Below are 21,306 nucleotides of genomic sequence, written 5' to 3' on the forward strand. Positions count from 1 at the left end.
ATGAAGCCATCACTTCACCTGAAAATACCTGCATCAACTGCTAACTTAGGAGTAGGATTTGATTCTATTGGTATGGCAATTAATAAATATTTATACCTATATGTTGAGGAAGCGGAAGGCAGTAACTGGGAATTTAAATATTTAAATGAAGAGTTAGACTCATTACCGAAAGATAAAAGTAATTATGTCTATAAAGTTGCACAACAAGTAGCTGAAAAATATAATGTAACTTTACCTAATTTAAAAGTGTCGATGAGAAGTGAAATTCCATTAGCAAGAGGGTTAGGATCATCTGCATCCGCTTTAGTTGGAGCATTATATATCGCTAACTACTTCGGTAATATTCAATTATCTAAGTATGAATTACTACAACTAGCTACTGAAATAGAAGGGCACCCTGATAATGTAGCACCTACAATTTATGGTGGATTACTCGCAGGATATTATAATCCTGAAACCAAAGAGACAAATGTGGCACATATTGATATACCTGATGTAGATGTAATTCTTACTATCCCAACATATGAACTCAAAACAGAAGACTCACGTAGGGTACTTCCAGATAATTATTCTCATGAGAAGGCAGTTCAAAATAGTGCGATTAGCAATACAATGATTTGTGCATTAATTCAACATAATTATGACCTTGCCGGAAAAATGATGACACAAGATGGTTTTCATGAACCTTATCGTCAACACTTGATTCCTGAATTTGAAAAAGTAAAAGTACTATCCCAAAAATATGATGCTTATGCTACAGTGATTAGTGGAGCAGGTCCAACGATATTGACATTGAGTCGTAAAGAAAAAAGTGGAGAACTTGTTAGAACATTAAAATCAGAAATAACAACTTGCGATTCTGAACATGCAACAATTAATAATGTAGGTGTTATTGAAGAAGTTGTGTATCCTTCATAAAATTATTGTAAAATAGATAAGAGCAAAAATGAAAGGAGAGCAACTAAGAAATGAGTAACTATAAAATGATTGTTATGGATATGGATGACACTTTAATGACAAGTGATAATGTAGTTAGTCCTGAAACCAAAGACTATTTAATTCAACTACAAGAAGAAGGATATAAAATTGTTTTAGCTTCTGGAAGACCAACTGAAGGAATGATTCCAGTAGCTAAAGAATTAAAGTTAGATCATTATCAAAGCTATATCATTAGTTATAATGGCGGTAAAACAATTAACGCTAAAACAGAAGAAATTGAAGTAAGTAAAAGTGTAACTAAAGATCATTTTGATAAAATTACAGACTATTGTCGTAAAAAAGGCTTTTTAACATTAACGTATCAAGACGGACAAATTATCTTTGATACAGAACATGAATATCGTAAAATTGAATCAGAATTAACTGGTCTACCTATGAAACAAGTGGATGATATTAAAGCGTATATTCAGTCTGATGTACCTAAAACAATGGGCGTTGATTATGAAGAAAATATTTCAAAAGCACGTAACGAATTAAATGGAACATTTAATTCTGATATTGATGTGACGACGAGCAAACCTTTCTTCCTGGAATTCATGGCTAAAGATGTTTCTAAAGGTAATGCAATTAAAGCTTTATGCGAAAAGTTAAATATTTCATTATCAGAAGTGATTTGTTTTGGAGATAGCCTCAATGACCAATCAATGTTTAAAGTTGTAGGATATGCTGTAGCAATGGGAAATGCGAGTGAAGAATTAAAAAAAATTGCAGATAAAGTTACATTAGATAATGATTCTAATGGTATACCAGTAGCGCTTAAAGAATTGCTATAAAACATTTATATAAATTAAAAAGGAAGCGGAATGAATTCGTATTGAATCATGTTTCGCTTCCTCTTTTTTATTATCATAACTAATTATTTAGCAGTATGTGTCCAGTCATGTTTACCTTTATTTCTTTTTACATGAGCATATACTTGATCAGCTGCATAATCTAAATTTGTATATACTGTTATTGTATATGCAGATTGGTTAACGTGAAATGGCTCATCTCGAAATACATCTTTTAAGTGTGTAAATAAGTTTTCCATTTGATCATGAGTTAGACTAGGATACTCACGCAATGTACGTTTCAGTAATTGTCCATTTCTTTCTTCTAAAGATTGTACGACAATAACAAAACGTTCATCACTCTTTATTACGTCATCAAATAAATTTGTTTGACCTACCATACTCAGTCACCTCTAAGTCGTTATCGTTATACTCATTATACAAAATAAACGACTATTAGAAAATATACATATTATGTTTAGTAATAAAAATAGGAGTAGAATTGTATTTAATTCTACTCCTAAATAAACGATGATATTAATCATGATAATGATGGGTTGTAAGATCCATGTGATCTAATTTTACAAATTTAGTTTTACGAATCAATTTATGCACGATAAAGATAATTGCTAAGACAATTAAAGGCATGATATTAACAAAAAAATCGCCTATATTACCATTAAATAAATCACCGATAGAATTACCAAGGTATAAGAAAATTAATGTAGCAAACACAATGATAGGGCCTAGAGGGAAAAGTGGTGATTTGTAAGGCAATAATGTGTTAATATTTTTGCCTTGACGTTTAATCCCTCTACGTAAACGTATTTGAGCCCATGCACTTATTGCCCATACAATAATTACTAAAGAGCCAATGATATTTAACAAGCTAAATACTGCATTAGCATAGAAATTAGCTAGAATAATAATTGCTACTACTAAAATGTAAGTAGTGACTATTGAACGCATCGGTAATTTCGTTTTATTATTTAATTTACTTAAAAACTTTGGTGCTTGCTTTTCATCACTCAAAGAGAAAAGCATTCTACTTGTTGTATACATTCCAGAATTCGCTGCAGATAGTAACGATGTAAGAATGACAGCATTAATAATTGATGCTGCAAATGCTATACCGATTCGATCGAAAACTATAGTAAATGGACTTTGAGATACCGATTGATTTTTATTTAATAATAAAGGATCAGTATAAGGAATAATAGCTGCAATGACGACAATAGATAAAACATAAAACAATAAAATTCTCCAAAATACTTGCTTAACAGCCCTTGGCATAGTTTTTTCAGGATTATCAGATTCACCTGCAGTGACAGCTACAACTTCCGTACCACCCACAGAAAATCCTGCTACAAGTAATACTGCTAAGAAACCAGATAAACGACCTACAAAAGGTGCTTCACCTTTGGTATAATTCTCGAATCCATATGTATGTCCACCAAGAATACCAAAAATCATTAATATACCAACAACAATAAATACAATAATTGTGATTACTTTAATTAATGATAACCAAAACTCTGTTTCGCCAAATGCTTTAACAGTAAAGATATTTAATAGGAATATAATCGTTATAAAAATTAAACTCCATACCAGAGGACTGAAAATTTTAAATACATCCCAATAAAATAAAACATTAGAAGCTACCATTACATCAACGCTTGATACTAAAGACCATAGAATGTAATACAACCATCCCATTGTAAAACCGATAGACGGATCAATGAAACGGGTAGCATATGAACTAAACGAACCAGATACAGGATAAAATGTAGCAAGTTCTCCAATAGACGACATTAAAAAATAAAGCATGATTCCTATCAATAAATAAGCTAAGATAGCTCCTCCAGGTCCTGCCTGAGAAACGACACTACCTGTAGCAACAAAAAGTCCAGTACCTATTGCGCCTCCGATAGCAATCATAGATATGTGTCTTGACTTAAGACCGCGTTTCATATTGTTATCTTCCATATAATATCTCCTAAATTAAAATTTAAAATATACAAATCATTTTAATCGTTTTAGGTCAAGTATTCAATAACTTTTGAACAATTTGTTTTAAAAATTTTAAATTTTCTGATTTTTTAAAACGATTAGTTTTTGGTACGTAGAAGGAAACTGATTAAATTAAAAGAAACTTATTGCTTAAAAATAAAGGATATGATAGAATTTTAAATCGTAAGAATTCCTAATTATATATAACAAGAAAGGATGTTATTGATGCGCGTTAATGTAACTTTAGCTTGCACTGAATGTGGCGATCGTAATTATATTACAACAAAAAATAAACGTAATAACCCTGAGCGTATTGAAATGAAAAAATATTGCCCAAGATTAAATAAATACACGCTACACCGTGAAACTAAATAATTCCTTATCTTTTAAATACGACAAAAAGATAAACTATTATAGACTCATACATGTTTAAGATGAATAACATGTGTGAGTCTTTTAATTTTAAAATAATTGTCTTTGTAATTTTTTAAAAGTATGTTAAGATATAAAACGTAATTATTACGATTTGTAAAAAGGAGATATTATATGGCTAAAAAATCTAAAATAGCTAAAGAATTAAAAAGAGAAAAATTAGTAAATCAATATTATGAATTACGTAAAGAACTGAAAGAAAAAGGAGATTATAAAGCATTAAAAAAATTGCCAAGAGATTCATCTCCAACTCGTTTAACAAGAAGATGCAAAGTTACAGGACGCCCAAGAGGTGTAATGAGAAAATTTGAAATGTCTAGAATTGCATTTCGAGAACATGCTCATAAAGGTCAAATTCCTGGTGTGAAAAAATCTAGTTGGTAACTGAAACTAATACTTTAGTCCATTTACATTGTATTTAAAAAATTGTAAAGTATATAAGGATATAAATAATAAGAGCGAGGAAAAGGTGATTTCTCGCTCTAGATTACGTTATAAATGATTTTTTAAAGCGTCAGATATTTTATTTATGTCTACAGTGTCTTTTTAATTTTTAATGTATAGGGGAAATTTAAAGTATGAAAATTTTTGATTATGAAGATATTCAATTAATTCCAAATAAATGTATTGTTAATAGTAGATCTGAATGTGATACAACTGTACAATTTGGACCTAAAACTTTTAAGTTGCCAGTGGTTCCTGCTAATATGCAAACAGTTATGAATGAATCTTTAGCTGAATGGTTTGCAGAAAATGATTATTTTTATATTATGCATCGTTTTGATGAAGCAGGTCGCATACCTTTTATAAAAAAAATGCAAAATAAAGGACTTTTCGCTTCTATTTCAGTGGGTGTAAAGGAAACTGAATTTGAATTTATAGAAAAATTAAAAACTGAGCATTTAATACCTGAATATATTACAATTGATATCGCCCATGGTCATGCTAATTCGGTTATTAATATGATTAAACATATTAAAAAACATATTCCTCAATCATTTGTTATTGCTGGTAATGTAGGAACGCCTGAGGGAGTAAGAGAATTAGAAAATGCTGGTGCAGATGCTACTAAAGTTGGTATAGGACCAGGACGAGTGTGTATTACTAAAATTAAAACTGGATTTGGTACAGGAGGATGGCAATTAGCTGCATTAAACATTTGTAGTAAAGCTGCACGTAAACCAATTATTGCTGATGGAGGTATTAGAACACATGGTGATATCGCGAAATCTATTCGTTTTGGAGCCACTATGGTTATGATTGGTTCATTATTTGCAGCGCATGAAGAATCTCCTGGCAAAACAGTTGAGTTAGATGGTAAACGTTATAAAGAATATTTTGGTAGTGCTTCCGAATTCCAAAAAGGAGAACATAAGAATGTTGAAGGGAAGAAAATGTTTGTGGAACATAAAGGTTCATTAAAAGATACCTTAGTTGAAATGCAACAAGATCTTCAAAGTTCAATTTCCTATGCTGGCGGCAAAGATTTAAAATCACTAACTACTGTTGACTATGTTATTGTAAGAAACTCAATTTTTAATGGTGATAGAGATTAATATATATTTAGTAGGTGAATGTTATTAAAAAATTCCTTTTATTTACTGCAATATTTCTGTTATTTATCATTATAAAACCCATCGAAGAAAACCAGTTTTTTATTCATTTGCAAAATAATGTAAGAGATAAAGTAGAAGTTTTATTAAATGAAGATACAAGCTATAAAAATAATGTGCTTAAAGTTCCAAAAAAACAAGAATTCGCAGTTAATAATATTCAATTAAATATGTCACAAAAGGAAGTAGAAAATAAGATAGGGCGACCAAAAAGAGTGACTTCAAATGAATATGGTACAAAATGGTACACTTATTATAATGATGATTATCAAAATTTTTTAATGGTAAGTTATATTAATAATAAAGTTAATGCTTTATTTAGTAATCAAAACATTATAACTTCTAAATCTAAAATTAAATATAATACCCCTAAAAAAGTGGTTGAACAACGTCTTGGTAAGCCAGTAGATAAAATTGCAAAAGGACGTAATCGTTTTGTTGTAAAAAATGATGAATATGATGTTTTTTATAAAGATCACATTTATACAACTGCATTTTACGATAAACATAATAAAAATAACTTAACAGGGTTGTTGCAAGTGAGTGAATCGATGGAAAACCGATTACAAAAGCAATATGGTGCACCTTCTACAACGCTAGAAAAAAGCTTTGAATATCAAAACTTTGATTTAGTTAATGCAGAAAGAAAACAACACGGATTAAATACATTGGATTACTCTAAAAAAATATCTAATACTGCAAGAAAACATAGTGAAGATATGGTTAAAAATAATTATTTTGAGCATACTGATTTAAATGGTCATTCACCTTTCGATAGAATGAAACGTGATGGTATACAATTTAATGTTGCTGCTGAAAATTTAGCTTATGGTCAACAAAGTAGTATTTATGCTCACGAAGGACTTATGAATTCTCTAGGACATCGGGAAAATATTTTAAATACACACGTTAATACATTAGGTGTAGGTGTAGATTTTAATAATAAGCGACAACCATTTTGGACAGAAAACTATGCTGGATAATGTTTGATTTATAATATATAGGGGTATGTTCTTTTTGCAAGGAAGTTGATATTATGCCTACAAAGAAAAATAAGAAAAAAGATATACTTGATAAAGTTAAAGAGATTTTAAATAAAAAATAAAACTAGAAGTGCTTAGGCACTTCTAGTTTTTTGTATATTAAACATATATATAAGAGATTTTAACGTAACAAACAAGAGATAAACTACAATTCTCTATAAAGACCAATAACTTTACCGATAACTGTTACATTATCTAAGTAAATAGGACTCATAGCACTATTTTCTGGTTGTAAACGATATCGATTTTTTTCTTTAAAAAAACGTTTTACAGTAGCTTCATCATCTTCAGTCATTGCTACGATAATATCTCCATTTTCAGCAATAGTTTGGCTTCTTACAATTACTTTATCTCCGTCTAAAATACCCGCTTCAATCATACTTTCACCGATAACATTTAAAATAAACACATCACTATTGTGTGTGGATGTTAAATGTTCTGGTAATGGAAAGTATTCTTCTATATTCTCTACTGCTGTAATTGGAACTCCAGCTGTAACTTTACCGATAACAGGAACATAGATAGTTTCTTCTCTAGTCATATCATTATTTTGATCACTCACGATTTCAATTGCTCTAGGTTTAGTAGGATCTCTTCTAATATATCCTTTTTCTTCTAATCTAGATAAATGACCATGCACAGTTGAACTTGAAGCAAGACCAACAGCTTCACCAATCTCTCTTACACTTGGTGGATAACCTTTTATTTGAACAACATGTTTAATATAATCATAAATCTCACTTTGTCTTTTAGTTAACTCTCTCATATATAGGCACTCCCTAAGTTTATTTTAATATAGTATAGCATTTTTTGATTTTTTAAACAAACATTTGTTCGTAATACTATTGACTAGGAACACTCGTTCTGTTAAAGTATTTATACAAACAAATGTTCTAGGAGTGAAAATAAATGCTTAGTAATTATACTAGTAATATCATTAAAAATATAATTGTTCTAGTAGTATCTTGCATCGTTTTTCTGGTGTTTTTTACTAACTTATATCAGAACGCTCATACGGAACACATGTACGAAATTACCGATCATACGATCCCTAAAAAAGCGATTTTAAACGATGATTATAAGAACGATATACCCGATAATACAGAACAAACAGACTATAAAGTGTTCGCCTTAGTTAAATAAATATTTAAGAGATATAGATAAAAAGTTATTACTTCTAAGAAATGGGAATATGAAGTATTATATAAAAATACTTCATTTATTTTAGAAAGAGTTTATGATGCTTAGATTTTTTATCTATGTCTCTTTTTGTTATATTAATTAAGTATTTTATATGTATTAAAGAAAAGAATAGAAAGTGTGATGACATGTCAAATAATAATTTAAATATAGATAGAATTAATGAATTAGCAAAAAAGAAAAAAGAGCAAGGTTTAACAGAAGCTGAAGCAAAAGAGCAATCTAAGTTGCGTAAACAATATTTAGATTCTTTTAGAGAAGGATTTAAACAACAAATTGAAAGTACCAAAGTCATTGATCCAGAAGGTAACGATGTAACGCCGGAAAAACTTAAAAAAATTCAAGAAAGTAAAAAGAATGATCAATAGTTAATAACATTTTAATCATTAACATTATAATCTTATCATTTACTATATTTTTAAGTTATAATATAAAAAAGATGATTAATTCTAGAAGGGAAGTATGTAAGATGTTTAATGAAAAAGACCAATTAGCTATTGATACTATACGTGCATTAAGTATTGATGCAATTGAAGAAGCAAATTCTGGTCATCCTGGTCTGCCTATGGGAGCTGCACCAATGGCCTACACGCTTTGGACTCGCCACTTAAACTTTAATCCACAATCTAAAGACTACTTTAACAGAGATAGATTTATATTATCTGCAGGTCATGGTTCTGCTTTACTATATAGTTTATTACATGTCTCTGGAAGCTTAGAATTAGAAGAATTAAAGCAGTTCAGACAATGGGGTTCTAAAACACCTGGACATCCTGAGTTTCGTCATACAGATGGTGTTGAAGTTACAACAGGTCCATTAGGACAAGGATTTGCTATGTCTGTGGGAATGGCTTTAGCTGAAGCGCATTTAGGTGGTAAATTTAATAAAGATGATATTAACGTTGTAGATCATTATACTTACGTGTTGGCTTCAGATGGAGATTTAATGGAAGGTATTTCTCATGAAGCAGCTTCATTTGCTGGTCATAATCAATTAGATAAACTTATTGTATTATACGATTCAAATGATATTTCACTTGATGGTGAACTTAACAAATCTTTCTCAGAAGATGTAAAACAACGTTTTGAAAGTTATGGATGGAACCATATTTTAGTAAAAGATGGCAACAATTTAGAAGAAATTGATAATGCGATTACTAAAGCTAAACAGCAAAATGGTCCTACGTTAATTGAAGTTAAAACAATTATTGGTTACGGCGCGCCAAACGTTAGCGGTACAAATGGTGTTCACGGAGCGCCACTTGGTACTGATGAAAGAAAACTTACATTTGAAGCATATGGATTAGATCCAGAAAAACGTTTCAATGTTCCAGAAGAAGTATATGAAATCTTCCAAACAACAATGCTAAAACGTGCAAATGAGCATGAAGATGAGTGGAAAGAAAAATTAGAAACATATACAGAAAAATATCCAGAGTTAGCTGAAGAATTTAAATTGGCAATCAGTGGTAAATTACCTGAAAATTATAAAGATGAATTACCAAAATTCAGTAGTGATCATAATGCAGCTACTCGTGCAGATTCTGGAGAAATCATTCAAGCAATTAGTAAATCTGTTCCTTCATTCTTTGGTGGTTCTGCAGATTTAGCAGGATCTAATAAATCAAATGTTAAAGAAGCTACAGATTACAATCCTAATACTCCAGAAGGTAAAAATGTTTGGTTTGGTGTAAGAGAATTTGCTATGGGTGCTGCAGTAAACGGTATGGCAGCACATGGAGGTTTACATCCTTATGGTGCTACATTCTTCGTATTTAGTGATTACTTAAAACCAGCATTACGCTTATCTGCAATTATGGGATTGAATGCAACATTTATCTTTACACATGATTCAATTGCTGTAGGTGAAGATGGTCCAACACACGAACCGATTGAACAGTTAGCAGGTTTAAGAGCTATTCCAAATATGAACGTCATTCGTCCAGCAGACGGTAATGAAACAAGAGTAGCATGGGAAGTTGCATTAGAATCTAAACAAACACCAACATCTCTAGTTTTAACTCGTCAAAATCTTCCTTATTTAGATGTAGATGAAGAAACGGTTGAAGAAGGCGTACGAAAAGGTGCATATGTTGTATTTGAAACTGAAACTAAACCTGAATATCTATTACTAGCAACTGGCTCAGAAGTAAGCTTAGCTATTGAAGTAGCTAAAGATTTAGATAAACAAGGTAAAGGTGTAAGAGTCGTTTCTATGCCAAACTGGTTCGCTTTTGAGCAACAAACAGACGAGTATAAAGAATCAGTTATTCCAAAAGAATTAACTAAACGTGTTGCAATTGAAATGGCTTCACCACTCGGTTGGCATAAATATGTAGGCACTGAAGGTAAAGTAATTGGAATCGATGGTTTTGGTGCAAGTGCACCAGGAGACTTAGTTGTCGAAAAATATGGCTTTACTAAAGAAAATATTTTAAATCAAATTCGCACTTTTTAATATTATGATTTAGTCAACATAGAGAGAGAGCGGGGAATGAATTCAAAATGAGTTCTTTCTTGCTTTTTTTTATTTTGTGCATAGCACTTTATATGAAGTTATTTATAAATATTAGTATTCGTGTTAAACAGTTTGTTAATATAAAAGCGAAGAGGTGTTATTCTAAAACTAACTCTTGAAATCAAGGTAGTTATTTAGTAAAATTCAGTAGGATATAGAAAGTGGGTGAAACAATGGCAACTTGGTTAGCAATTTTATTAATCATTGTAGCACTTATCATCGGACTAGTTGGTGGTTTCTTCTTAGCAAGAAAATATATGATGGACTATTTGAAAAAAAACCCACCTATCAATGAAGAAATGTTACGTATGATGATGATGCAAATGGGACAAAAACCGTCTCAAAAGAAAATCAATCAAATGATGACGATGATGAACAAAAACATGGATCAAAACATGAAGAGTTCAAAAAAATAATAGTTATTAAAGGATTGTATGCCATAAGGGTTTACAATCCTTTGTTTTTGTTGTAAAACATTTTTAGTTGGAGTATTTAAGAAGTATAATAGTATTAAACTTTTAGTTATGTGAGTATAAGAAGGTGTAAATTTGGCATATTTAGTTTTTTCCATAGTATTTGCATTGTTTATGGGGATTGTTGTCATAGTTATTCGTATGAAAGCACAAAAGTTCCCTGTAAATGAAAAGAAAATTATTTTACCTCCTATCTTTATGTCGACAGGGGCTTTGATGTATGTTATTCCATATTTTAGATTAACTGGGGCTGAAATTTTAGAATCTATCATTTTAGGTGTGATATTTTCATCTGTACTTATCTGGACAAGTCATTTTGAAGTTCAAGGCGCTGAGGTATATATGAAACGATCAAAAGCGTTTCCAATCATTTTAATTTCACTTTTAATTATTAGAACAATCATAAAAATATTTATTAGTAGCTCTATTGATCCAGGAGAAATCGGAGGCATGTTCTTTTTATTGGCATTTAGTATGATTGTTCCTTGGCGTTTAGCTATGTTATATAAATATAAAAATGTTAAAAAATCTTTAGTCTCATAATAGAGATTAATATTATTAGCTTATCTAAAATTAAATAAAATATTATTTTTTGATATTAAATTGAATTGAAGTTTAGAGCGAGTATGTGAGTTCATTGAGAATTCAATCTCGCTCTTTTTTAAAATTAAAGTATAATGCTTTAAAAAGTAAGGGGAATGTTATGAAAATTATACATACTGGAGATTGGCATTTAGGAAAGATACTTAACGGAAAACAATTTCTTGAAGACCAATCATTTATTTTAGAACAATTTATCCAATGTTTAAAAGATGAGAAACCTGATGTAGTTGTGATTGCTGGGGATATTTATGATACAACTTATCCAAGTAAAGAAACTATTCATCTTTTTGAAAATGCTATTCATACTATTAATATAGATATGAATATCCCTATGATTATTTCTAATGGTAATCACGATGGTAAAGAACGATTGAATTATGGAGCTTCATGGTTTGAACATTCCAAACTCTTTATTCGTACAAAATTAAAACATATGAATCAACCTATCGAATTTAATGATGTACATTTCTATGTACTTCCATTTGCTACTATTAGTGAAGTAAAAGAATTTTTTAAAGATGCTTCTATTCAAACTTATCAACAAGCAACAGAAAAATGTATTAATTATATAGTAGAAAATTTGAATAAAGAGAAAATAAATATTTTAATTGGTCACTTAACGATAAATGGAGGAAAAACATCGGATTCAGAAAGACCTTTAACAATTGGGACTGTTGAAAGTGTTACTAAATCATGTTTTAACGTATTTGATAAAGTGTTATTAGGACATTTACATCATCCATTTAGTATTAAAGATGACATTATTGATTATTCTGGTTCACTGTTACAATATTCATTTTCAGAAATAAACCAGCCTAAGGGATATAAACGTTTAGTGGTTCAAGATAAAAATGAACTATCAACATCATTTGTGCAACTTAAACCTTTAAGAGAGCTTGAAGTGGTTGAGGGCGAGTATGATGAAGTGATTCAAGGACATATTCAACCTAAAAATAAAGATAATTATATACATTTCAAACTTAAAAATATGTCGCATATTAGTGATCCAATGATTCATTTAAAACAACTATTCCCCAATACTCTTGCGCTTAGCAATATTACTTTTGAAAATGAGGGGCCTTTACATCAGACACAAATACAACAACAAGACGACCAAACTATTATTAAGCAATTTTATAAGATGATTACAGATAATGAGATGACCAAGTATCAGGAAGAAAAAATAAATAATTTAATCACTTTGGTATCGAATAAGGAGGTCTAAAATGAAACCAATAAAATTAACGTTAAATAATTTTGGCCCATTCTTACATGAAAAGATAGATTTTACTCAAATTAAAAATGATCAGCTTTTTTTAATTAGTGGTAAAACTGGTTCGGGAAAAACCATGATATTTGATGCAATTGTATTTTCGTTATTTGGAAAAGCTTCTACAGAAGGCAGAAGTGAAGCGGGATTAAGAAGTCATTTTGCAGAGGCAAAATCTCCTATGTGGGTTGAATATGAATTTCAACTTAATGAAAAATATTTCAAAATTATTCGTCAAGGTGCTTTTACTAAAGAGGGAAACACTAGTCAAACACCAGGAAAACTAGATGTGTATGAATATGATTCTAAAAGTGAAACATATGAATTAAGAGAAAGTAAAATCAGTGCTGGAAATCAATATATTAAGTCATTACTAGGCGTTAATGCTGAACAATTTAGACAGTTATTTATTCTTCCACAAGGTGAATTTAAAAAATTTTTAGTATCCAATAGTACAGATAAACAGGGGATATTAAGAACTTTATTTAATAGTATACGTTTTGAGGAAATTCAAAATTTGCTCAAAAATGAAATGAAAGAAGAGAAAAAACAAATTGAAAAAAGATACGATCAAATTAAATTACTATGGGAAGATATTGACGCATTTGATGATGAGCAATTAATTCAATTGAAACAAATCCATCATATAAAAACTCAAGAATTATTGCAGGCTATTCCCAACTTCAAAACGATAGGTCATCAACTCGAAGAACAAAGACTACATATAAAAAATGAGCAAAAAGAACAATTACATTCTATAATAAAACGCATTGATTTAAATAAAAAGTTAGAACAACAACTGATTGAATTAGAAGAATACCACCAATTAAAACATCAATTAGATGAACAGATTGAAGACATACAAGCATTAAAAGTAAAATTAAATCGATTAAAAGATACTGGCATGCTATTTAATTTATATGATCAACAACGTTTGAAAGAAGAGAAGTATCAAATAATAAAAACCAAAATAATAGAGACTGAGAATAAAATATCGCAAATAAATAATAAAATAAACATACTTGAAAAAGAACATAAACAATTAAACAAGATGAGTGACTCATACCACTTAAAAAGTGAGAATTTAGAACAATCGAAGCCTTTTTATCATCAATTGGATAAATATCAACAAGCATTTGAAGAGCAAGAACATATTATTCATAATTATAATGAAATGATGAAAGAGCAAGAGCAGTTAATTAATAAAGGACATAAAATGAGTCAATCTATTGATAGCTATAAAGTGGATAATAAAGCTATTGATGAGCTGACTGAACAAATATATCAATTACAAAAACAATTAGATGAACAACAAAGTTTAAAAGATAAGTATGAAAAGCAAGTTTCCCTAAAACAACAATATCATCAACATTCAAAAAAGATACAAAATTTAAAAAATGAGATTGATACACTCAATCAACAGTTAGAAAGCATTGATAAACGTAATATTGATTTAAATGATAAACAAACCTTTATTATTGAAATACAGTCAGCGTTACGTATTGGTGATACATGTCCAATATGTGGAAATGAAGTTGAATCTTTAAATCAGCATATTGATTTTGAAACTATTAATCAAAATCATCAATTACTTGATAAACTTTCTGATGAAATTAATGAAAAAAAACAGCATTTAAGTAAAAGCGAAACGACGTGTGAATTACTCTCTCAAAACATATCAGATTTAGGAGAGATAGAGTATGAATCGATTAATTTAGACCAAATCAAAGAAAAGTTACAATGTGCAAAGTCTGAAAAAATACAATTACAACAACAATTAGAAAAGTTAGATAAATTACAACAACAATTTCATGCGTTACAGCAAGAGAAGCATCAGCAGGAACTTAAATTAGAGAAATTAGCTTCTCAAAAACGTCAGAATCAAACTTTAATTCAAGATTTTGAAATAAGCACAGGATATTCAAGTATTGAAACTTTTAAAAATTATTACTTAAGTCTTCAAAAAGAGATTGATGAGTATCATCAACATGTTGATGATACTAATAAAAATATGCAATCATATCAAAATGCGCTAGCTTTAGAAAAAAATAGTGTTGATAATTATTTGACTACGAGTAAAGAACTACAAAAAGAATTAGATTATTTTACAACAACTATCCGAAAAGAAATGAAACGATTAGGTTTAGAAAATGAAGATGAAATAAAAAAATTAAAACATGAACTTCAAGATATAGAGCATATTGAAAAAAGAATTAATCACTTCGATAAGGAACAACATAAATATAACGTTGAAATAGAACGATTAACACGTCTTACAAGTGAAAAAGAACTTGAAGATATATCTAATCTTGAAATGCAAAAAGAACATATCGAAGAAAAATATAATCAGTATGTTAATGATGTTGTATCAATACAATATAAAATTAAGAAAAATGATGAAAAATTTGCAAAAATTGAAAAACATATTCACTATTTAGATGAAGAGTTAAAAGAGCAGCAACAAATTTTTAATTTATCTGAGGTTTTATCAGGAAAGAATCATCAAAAATTATCGCTTGAAAACTATGTATTAATCTATTATTTAGAAAGAATTATACATCAAGCAAATATTAGATTAGATATAATGAGCGGGCGAAGATATCAACTTAAACGAAGAGAATCAATATCACAAGGATATAGTGGATTAGAAATCGATGTATTTGATTTATATTCTAATAAGTCAAGACATATTAGTTCATTATCAGGAGGAGAAACGTTTCAAGCATCACTGGCTCTAGCATTGGGATTAAGTGAAGTCGTACAACAAGAATCTGGAGGGATAACGTTAGAATCAATGTTTATCGATGAAGGATTTGGCACACTTGATCAAGAAACTTTAGAAACATCTCTTGATACATTATTAAATTTAAAAACATCTGGACGGATGGTAGGAATTATCTCTCATGTGAGTGAGTTAAAACAACGAATCCCATTAATACTTGAAGTAAATACAAATCAGTATCAAAGTTACACAAAATTTAAATGGAAGTAACAAAAAACATTGGAATATTAATATTCCAATGTTTTTTGATTTATTTATTTGTTTTTAAAAGATCTCGAATTTCTGTAAGTAATACCGTATTTGTATCAATTTCTTCTTCTGGTTCTTCTTTTCTTATAATTGTATTGGCAATCTTAACAAAGATAAATAATGCAAAAGCAACGATAATAAAATCAATAATTGACTGAATGAAAAGACCATACTTAATGCCCCAAATCTGCCAATCTTTAGCAAAATCGACCGAACCGAACAGTTTACCAATCAATGGCATGATAATATAAGTTACTAAGGATGATACAATTTTATTAAATGCTGCCCCCATAACTACAGCAATTGCTAAATCTAAAACATTTCCTTTAAATGCAAACTCTTTAAATTCTTTTAGCATAGTAATCTCCTATTTATTTGATTTTTATATAATATATCATACAAAACATAAATAAATTAGTAAATATTAAAATTAATGAAATTTGATTAAGATTAAAATGTTTGTTATTATATTAAAGTAGTTTACCGAAAAATTAATTAATTATTTTTATAATTAATTGTGTATTTTTCATTTTGAAAAAATTTAATATTAAGATGAAGGGAGTTATATTAGTTATGAATTCTTCTTCTGAATCAAGTAAGAAAGGAAAGAAATTTTCGCCGGTATTTATTTATAGTGCGATTATCGTAGCGATTATTGTACTAATTGGGGCAATTGTACCGGAACAATTCGATTCAATTACTAGTTCAATAAGTGGATGGATTACTGATAAACTTGGTTGGTATTATTTAATACTTACAACTATTATTGTTTTCTTCTGTGTCTTTTTAATTTTCAGTCCAATTGGGAAATTAAAACTTGGCAAACCTGATGATAAACCAGAGTTTAATACGATTTCATGGTTTGCCATGCTATTTAGTGCAGGTATGGGTATTGGTTTAGTATTCTATGGTGCAGCAGAACCTATGTCACACTTTGCAGCACCACCAACTGCTAGTCCAAAAACGACAGAAGCCTTTACTGAATCACTTCGTTCTACTTTCTTCCATTGGGGATTTCATGCTTGGGCAGTTTATGGTGTCGTAGCTCTTGCCTTAGCATACGCTCAATTTAGAAAAGATGAACCAGGACTTGTTTCTAGAACATTACGCCCATTGCTTGGAGATAAAGTAGAAGGACCTATTGGTACGATTATTGATGTACTTTCAGTATTCGCTACAGTAGTAGGGGTAGCTGTATCATTAGGTATGGGTGCATTACAAATTAACGGTGGTTTAAATTACTTATTTGGTGTCCCAAATAATGTATGGGTTCAATCACTTATTATTGTTGTTGTTACAATTTTATTTATTATTAGTGCTTGGTCTGGTCTAAGTAAAGGAATTCAATATTTAAGTAATGCTAATATTGGTTTAGGTACAATATTAATGATTGTTGCTTTAATTGTTGGACCGACTGTATTAATTTTGAACATGTTTACAAGTTCAATTGGTAGTTTGTTCAATACATTCTTATTCAACAGTTTTGATACAGCAGCATTAAATTCTCAAAAAAGAGAATGGATGTCTTCTTGGACACTATATTATTGGGGCTGGTGGTTAAGCTGGAGCCCATTCGTAGGTGTATTTATTGCACGTGTGTCTAAAGGACGTTCAATTCGTGAATTTATTTCAGGTGTATTACTTGTTCCGGCTCTAGTAAGTTTCTTATGGTTCAGTGTGTTTGGCGTATTAGGTATTGAAATGGGTAAAAAACATTCTGAGCTATTCAAGATGTCAGCAGAAACGCAACTCTTTGGCGTATTTAATCATTTACCTTTAGGAATGATTTTATCACTTGTTGCACTTATATTAATCGGTTCATTCTTTATTACATCAGCCGATTCAGCAACATTTGTATTAGGTATGCAAACAACATATGGCTCATTAGAACCATCTAACGTGGTAAAAGTAACATGGGGTATTGCACAATCTCTTATTGCCTTCATCTTACTCTTAGCAGGTGGTGGAGATGGCGCAGAAGCATTAGGCGCACTACAAAGTGCTGCAATTATTAGTGCATTACCATTCTCCTTTGTGGTCATACTAATGATGATTAGTTTCTATAAAGATGCTAACCAAGAACGCAAATTCTTAGGATTAACATTACAGCCTAATAAACATAGACTAAAAGAATATATTGAATATCAACAAAAAGACTATGAATCTGATATATTAGAAAAACGTCAAAATCGACGTAATGCAGAGAAAGCAGAACAATAATTAAAAAAAACGCCTAAGACAACTTATTTGTCTTAGGCGTTTTTTAATATAGTTAGATCGAAATATAAAGACTTTCAAAAGAAAATCCACATCCAATATATGTTGATATTGGAGCCAAAAATTCAAAATGAATTTCTATTCTACTTTCCTTTTTATTTCATTTAGCTTATTGAAAAAAATTCTCATTTAATAAAAAATACTTATAGTTTAAATGTACTATGATAAGTATTTCTTATATTAACTGATTATAAAACCAAAATTCAAATCACTCAAATTCTAGTGATATATAGTTGTTTTAAAAAACATATAATTATACAATTTAATTAAAGAAGTATAATTATGAATTTTTAATATTCAAGGGGGATAATCAAATGACTTCTAACATTAAAGAACAAGCAAAAAAATCATTTGAAGTTCGAGGTAAATCATATACATATTATGATTTAAAAAGTCTTGAAGAACAAGGTTTAACTAAAATTAGTAAGTTACCTTATTCTATTCGTGTTCTACTAGAATCAGTATTAAGACAAGAAGATGACTTTGTTATTACAGATGATCATATTAAAGCATTAGCCCATTTTGGTAAAGAAGGTAATGAAGGAGAAGTACCTTTCAAACCTTCTCGCGTAATCTTACAAGATTTTACAGGGGTGCCTGCGGTTGTCGACTTAGCTTCATTACGTAAAGCTATGAATGATGTAGGTGGAGATATTAATAAAATTAATCCAGAAGTACCGGTTGATTTAGTCATCGATCACTCTGTACAAGTAGATAGCTATGCAAACCCACGTGCGTTAGAACGCAATATGAAATTAGAATTTGAAAGAAACTATGAACGTTATCAATTTTTAAACTGGGCTACAAAAGCATTTAATAATTATAATGCTGTACCGCCTGCAACAGGTATCGTACACCAAGTTAACTTAGAATATTTAGCTAAGGTAGTTCATGTAAGAGACGTGGACGGTGAACAAACTGCTTTCCCAGATACACTTGTTGGTACAGATTCACATACTACTATGATAAATGGTATTGGTGTATTAGGCTGGGGTGTTGGTGGTATTGAAGCTGAAGCAGGTATGCTTGGTCAACCATCATATTTCCCAATTCCTGAAGTGATTGGAGTACGCTTAACTAATTCATTACCTCAAGGATCAACTGCCACTGACTTAGCATTACGAGTAACTCAAGAGCTACGTAAAAAAGGTGTAGTTGGTAAATTTATAGAATTCTTCGGTCCTGGTGTTGCCGATTTACCATTAGCTGATCGAGCGACTATTGCTAACATGGCTCCTGAATATGGTGCAACTTGTGGTTTCTTCCCAATTGATGAAGAGTCACTTAAATATATGAAATTAACTGGCCGTTCTGAAGAGCACGTTGAGTTAGTTAAAGCTTATTTACAACAAAACAATATGTTCTTTACATCAGATAAAGAAGATCCACAATATACAGATGTAATTCATTTAGATTTATCGACAGTTGAAGCTTCACTATCTGGTCCTAAACGTCCTCAAGATTTAATTTTCTTAAGTGATATGAAAAAAGAATTCGAAAAATCTGTAACAGCTCCTGCTGGAAACCAAGGTCATGGTTTGGATCAAAGCGAATTTGATAAATCAGCTAATATTCAATTTAACGATGGTTCTGAAACAACTATAAAAACAGGAGACATTGCAATTGCAGCGATTACTTCATGTACAAACACATCGAATCCTTACGTTATGTTAGGTGCTGGTTTAGTTGCGAAAAAAGCAGTTGAAAAAGGATTAAAAGTGCCTGAATATGTTAAAACATCATTAGCACCAGGTTCAAAAGTAGTGACAGGTTACTTACGTGATTCTGGATTACAAAAATATCTTGATGATTTAGGATTTAATCTAGTAGGTTATGGATGTACAACTTGTATTGGTAACTCTGGACCGCTATTGCCAGAAATTGAAAAAGCTATTGCTAAAGAAGATTTACTAGTTACTTCTGTATTATCTGGTAACCGTAACTTTGAAGGTCGAATCCATCCATTAGTAAAAGCGAACTATCTTGCTTCACCTCAATTAGTCGTTGCGTATGCTTTAGCTGGTACAGTTGATATTGATTTACAAAATGAACCACTTGGTAAAGGTAAAGATGGTCAAGATGTATACTTAAATGATATTTGGCCTTCAATTAAAGAAGTTGCTGATACAGTAGATAGTGTTGTAACACCTGAATTATTTAAAGAAGAATATAAAAATGTATACAACAACAATGAAATGTGGAATGAGATTGATGTTACTGACTCTCCATTATATGACTTCGATCCTAATTCAACATATATTCAAAATCCAACATTCTTCCAAGGTTTATCAAAAAAACCAGGTACCATTGAACCATTAAAAGATTTACGTGTAATGGGTAAATTTGGTGACTCAGTTACAACTGACCACATTTCTCCAGCAGGTGCTATTGGTAAAGATACACCAGCAGGTAAATACTTATTAAATCATGACGTGCCTATTCGTGATTTTAACTCATATGGTTCTCGTCGTGGTAACCATGAAGTTATGGTGCGTGGTACATTTGCGAATATTAGAATTAAAAACCAATTAGCACCAGGTACAGAAGGTGGCTTTACAACATATTGGCCAACTGATGAAATTATGCCAATTTATGATGCTGCAATGAAATATAAAGAAGATGGCACTGGCTTAGCAGTATTAGCAGGCAATGATTATGGTATGGGATCTTCACGTGACTGGGCTGCTAAAGGTACTAATTTATTAGGCGTTAAAACTGTAATAGCACAAAGTTATGAACGTATTCATCGTTCTAACTTAGTTATGATGGGTGTATTACCATTACAATTTAAAGATGGAGAATCAGCTGATTCACTTGGTCTAAATGGTAGAGAAGAAATCTCTGTAGATATTAACGAAGATGTACAACCACATGATATTATTAAAGTTCATGCAAAAAAAGAAAATGGAGAAGTGGTTGATTTTGATGTCATTGTTCGTTTTGATTCACAAGTTGAAATCGACTATTATCGTCACGGTGGCATTCTACAAATGGTATTAAGAAATAAACTTGCTCAATAATACAATTATTCGAAAAAGTATTTAAAAATTTGAATGTATTTTGAATC

The 21,306-nt window shown here is 30.3% G+C and carries 19 protein-coding genes; 15 read left to right on the forward strand and 4 right to left on the reverse strand.

Translation table 11 applies throughout. From position 1 onward, the window contains the following. Window positions 1-918 carry a homoserine kinase gene (gene thrB / locus HMPREF2578_RS04145; RefSeq protein ID WP_017174658.1) on the forward strand — a complete coding sequence of 306 codons (918 nt, stop codon included), beginning with the start codon at window positions 1-3 and terminating at the stop codon, window positions 916-918. Window positions 919-968: 50 nt separating this feature from the next. Then, window positions 969-1,772 (forward strand): Cof-type HAD-IIB family hydrolase, encoded by an 804-nt coding sequence (locus tag HMPREF2578_RS04150; RefSeq protein WP_017174659.1) that lies wholly within the window; start codon window positions 969-971, stop codon window positions 1,770-1,772. 83 nt (window positions 1,773-1,855) lie between these two features. Here the strand turns inward: HMPREF2578_RS04150 and HMPREF2578_RS04155 are convergent, their stop codons facing one another. Next, entirely contained in the window at window positions 1,856-2,170 is a 315-nt protein-coding gene (locus HMPREF2578_RS04155; protein ID WP_017174660.1) for a hypothetical protein, read from the reverse strand. Window positions 2,171-2,306: 136 nt separating this feature from the next. After that, window positions 2,307-3,755, reverse strand: coding sequence for an amino acid permease (locus tag HMPREF2578_RS04160; protein WP_017174661.1), 1,449 nt, complete (start codon window positions 3,753-3,755; stop codon window positions 2,307-2,309). A gap of 249 nt (window positions 3,756-4,004) precedes the next feature. On the opposite strand from HMPREF2578_RS04160, the gene rpmG reads away from it, so the two are divergent. The 4 genes from rpmG (at window position 4,005) to HMPREF2578_RS04180 (ending at window position 6,807) form a co-directional block, all read left to right on the forward strand. Next, window positions 4,005-4,154 carry a 50S ribosomal protein L33 gene (rpmG, locus tag HMPREF2578_RS04165; RefSeq protein ID WP_001265708.1) on the forward strand — a complete coding sequence of 50 codons (150 nt, stop codon included), beginning with the start codon at window positions 4,005-4,007 and terminating at the stop codon, window positions 4,152-4,154. 171 nt (window positions 4,155-4,325) lie between these two features. Next, a complete protein-coding gene (gene rpsN, locus HMPREF2578_RS04170) occupies window positions 4,326-4,595 on the forward strand; it encodes a 30S ribosomal protein S14 (protein ID WP_002449108.1) in 270 nt (89 codons plus the stop codon). A 194-nt stretch (window positions 4,596-4,789) separates the two neighbouring features. After that, window positions 4,790-5,767 (forward strand): GMP reductase, encoded by a 978-nt coding sequence (guaC, locus tag HMPREF2578_RS04175; protein ID WP_017174662.1) that lies wholly within the window; start codon window positions 4,790-4,792, stop codon window positions 5,765-5,767. A 14-nt stretch (window positions 5,768-5,781) separates the two neighbouring features. After that, entirely contained in the window at window positions 5,782-6,807 is a 1,026-nt protein-coding gene (locus HMPREF2578_RS04180) for a CAP domain-containing protein (RefSeq protein WP_017174663.1), read from the forward strand. 205 nt (window positions 6,808-7,012) lie between these two features. On the opposite strand, the gene lexA is transcribed toward HMPREF2578_RS04180, so the two are convergent. Then, the gene (lexA, locus tag HMPREF2578_RS04185) at window positions 7,013-7,633 is read right to left on the reverse strand and encodes a transcriptional repressor LexA (protein WP_002449099.1); all 621 of its coding nucleotides are present in this window, start codon (window positions 7,631-7,633) and stop codon (window positions 7,013-7,015) included. A 143-nt stretch (window positions 7,634-7,776) separates the two neighbouring features. Here lexA and sosA point away from each other — a divergent pair, with 143 nt between their 5' ends. The 7 genes from sosA (at window position 7,777) to sbcC (ending at window position 15,923) form a co-directional block, all read left to right on the forward strand. Next, window positions 7,777-8,010, forward strand: coding sequence for a DNA damage-induced cell division inhibitor SosA (sosA, locus tag HMPREF2578_RS04190; RefSeq protein ID WP_017174664.1), 234 nt, complete (start codon window positions 7,777-7,779; stop codon window positions 8,008-8,010). Window positions 8,011-8,195: 185 nt separating this feature from the next. Next, on the forward strand, window positions 8,196-8,435 hold the full coding sequence (locus HMPREF2578_RS04195; protein WP_017174665.1) for a DUF896 domain-containing protein: 240 nt from the start codon (window positions 8,196-8,198) through the stop codon (window positions 8,433-8,435). 101 nt (window positions 8,436-8,536) lie between these two features. Then, window positions 8,537-10,525, forward strand: a complete 1,989-nt coding sequence (gene tkt, locus HMPREF2578_RS04200) for a transketolase (protein ID WP_017174666.1) — start codon at window positions 8,537-8,539, stop codon at window positions 10,523-10,525. Between the two features lie 233 nt (window positions 10,526-10,758). Further along, window positions 10,759-11,001, forward strand: a complete 243-nt coding sequence (locus tag HMPREF2578_RS04205) for a YneF family protein (protein WP_037541068.1) — start codon at window positions 10,759-10,761, stop codon at window positions 10,999-11,001. A gap of 132 nt (window positions 11,002-11,133) precedes the next feature. Further along, window positions 11,134-11,601 carry a CcdC family protein gene (locus HMPREF2578_RS04210; RefSeq protein WP_002449105.1) on the forward strand — a complete coding sequence of 156 codons (468 nt, stop codon included), beginning with the start codon at window positions 11,134-11,136 and terminating at the stop codon, window positions 11,599-11,601. Window positions 11,602-11,761: 160 nt separating this feature from the next. Further along, entirely contained in the window at window positions 11,762-12,886 is a 1,125-nt protein-coding gene (gene sbcD, locus HMPREF2578_RS04215; RefSeq protein ID WP_017174667.1) for an exonuclease subunit SbcD, read from the forward strand. A 1-nt stretch (window position 12,887) separates the two neighbouring features. Continuing rightward, window positions 12,888-15,923, forward strand: a complete 3,036-nt coding sequence (gene sbcC, locus HMPREF2578_RS04220) for an exonuclease subunit SbcC (RefSeq protein WP_017174668.1) — start codon at window positions 12,888-12,890, stop codon at window positions 15,921-15,923. Window positions 15,924-15,963: 40 nt separating this feature from the next. Here sbcC and mscL read toward each other — a convergent pair whose 3' ends face one another. Continuing rightward, window positions 15,964-16,320: a large conductance mechanosensitive channel protein MscL gene (gene mscL, locus HMPREF2578_RS04225; protein WP_017174669.1), complete on the reverse strand. Its 357-nt coding sequence runs from the start codon at window positions 16,318-16,320 to the stop codon at window positions 15,964-15,966. 215 nt (window positions 16,321-16,535) lie between these two features. Here mscL and HMPREF2578_RS04230 point away from each other — a divergent pair, with 215 nt between their 5' ends. After that, a complete protein-coding gene (locus tag HMPREF2578_RS04230) occupies window positions 16,536-18,182 on the forward strand; it encodes a glycine betaine uptake BCCT transporter (RefSeq protein WP_017174670.1) in 1,647 nt (548 codons plus the stop codon). Window positions 18,183-18,553: 371 nt separating this feature from the next. Next, window positions 18,554-21,259: an aconitate hydratase AcnA gene (gene acnA / locus HMPREF2578_RS04235; protein ID WP_017174671.1), complete on the forward strand. Its 2,706-nt coding sequence runs from the start codon at window positions 18,554-18,556 to the stop codon at window positions 21,257-21,259. Window positions 21,260-21,306: the final 47 nt, after the last annotated feature.

Source organism: Staphylococcus sp. HMSC072H03 (genome assembly GCF_001809305.1).
GTDB lineage: Bacteria > Bacillota > Bacilli > Staphylococcales > Staphylococcaceae > Staphylococcus > Staphylococcus hominis.